Origin of the sequence: Sulfitobacter sp. HI0027, assembly GCF_001634775.1 — a bacterium.
In the GTDB taxonomy this organism is placed as follows: Bacteria; Pseudomonadota; Alphaproteobacteria; order Rhodobacterales; family Rhodobacteraceae; genus Sulfitobacter.
This window is the reverse complement of sequence record NZ_LWER01000144.1, coordinates 1-943: the sequence shown is the minus strand read 5'-3', so window position 1 is coordinate 943 and position 943 is coordinate 1. Positions and strand designations below refer to the sequence as shown.

Sequence of the window (943 nt, the reverse complement as noted above, 5' to 3'; positions counted from 1 at the left end):
CGGAAGAAGATGATGCTGACCGCGCGTTCGGCACTCTGCAAACGGTTCCGGCGGGAAGCGCAACAGTCATTGAGCAGGATGACCTTGTTAATCTGATGATGTCCCTTCGCAGCCCGTACCGGATGCGCGGCAATTGCGCGTGGATCATGAACCGCACAACCGCGGCGATTGTTCGGAAGATGAAGGACGCTGATGGGCGGCTGATCTGGTCTGATAGCTTGGCTGCCGGACAGCCTGCAACGCTGCTTGGCTATCCCGTGTTCGAGTCAGAGGAAATGGATAGTGTTGCAGCCGATAGCATCCCTATCGCCTTCGGTAACTGGGGCGCGGGCTATCTGATCGCGGACCGTTCCAACCGCATGCGGCTTTTGCGTGACCCGTTCACCCGCCCCGGCTGGGTCCGCTTCTACTTCCATCACCGGACGTCTGGCGAGGTCATGGACAGCAACGCGATCAAGCTGCTCAAGATGGCAGCGGCGTAAGGTCAGCATCATGAGAGATAGGCATCACCGCTGTTTAGTAGTGTTTCCAGCGGGAAGCCTAGGGGGCGCGGGAGCTACGGCCCGCCCCCCGTCAAAACATCTGCACATAGGTTTTGGGGACCGGCTGCGGCTCTTCGGCAATCATAAACCGCAACAATTTTGGTTGGTGCACAACAAAAGAGCGTGGGGCGTCCAAAGTTTAGATGCAGCGCTTTCCGGTACCGGCCTGCCCAGTTTGCCGTCATTGCTAATACAGTTTTTCCTTAAGGTGAGCAGGCCCATCCCTCGCGTGCGCGCGCGCAAGGGCGCGTGTGGAGCATCTCTTCGGGGGGCGTGGTCAAAGGTTTGGAGCGCCGATCTCGTGACCGGTACGGCCTCCAAAACGCGCACATCCACAAATTGGGAATTTTGGAATTTGCCAAGCTGCGGCAGGCCGGAACCGGCACTTTCCGCTAACTTTC

Annotated in this window: 2 protein-coding genes; one reads left to right on the top strand and one right to left on the bottom strand. The window is 58.4% G+C overall.

Annotation, left to right across the window (positions count from 1 at the left end; translation table 11 throughout):
• Window positions 1-482: phage major capsid protein (locus A3722_RS08495; protein ID WP_150120458.1), on the top strand; the 482-nt coding region annotated here is incomplete at its 5' end.
• 141 nt (window positions 483-623) lie between these two features.
• Here A3722_RS08495 and A3722_RS24745 read toward each other — a convergent pair.
• A partial coding sequence (locus tag A3722_RS24745; protein ID WP_236627374.1) for a hypothetical protein occupies window positions 624-943 on the bottom strand: 320 nt, incomplete at its 5' end.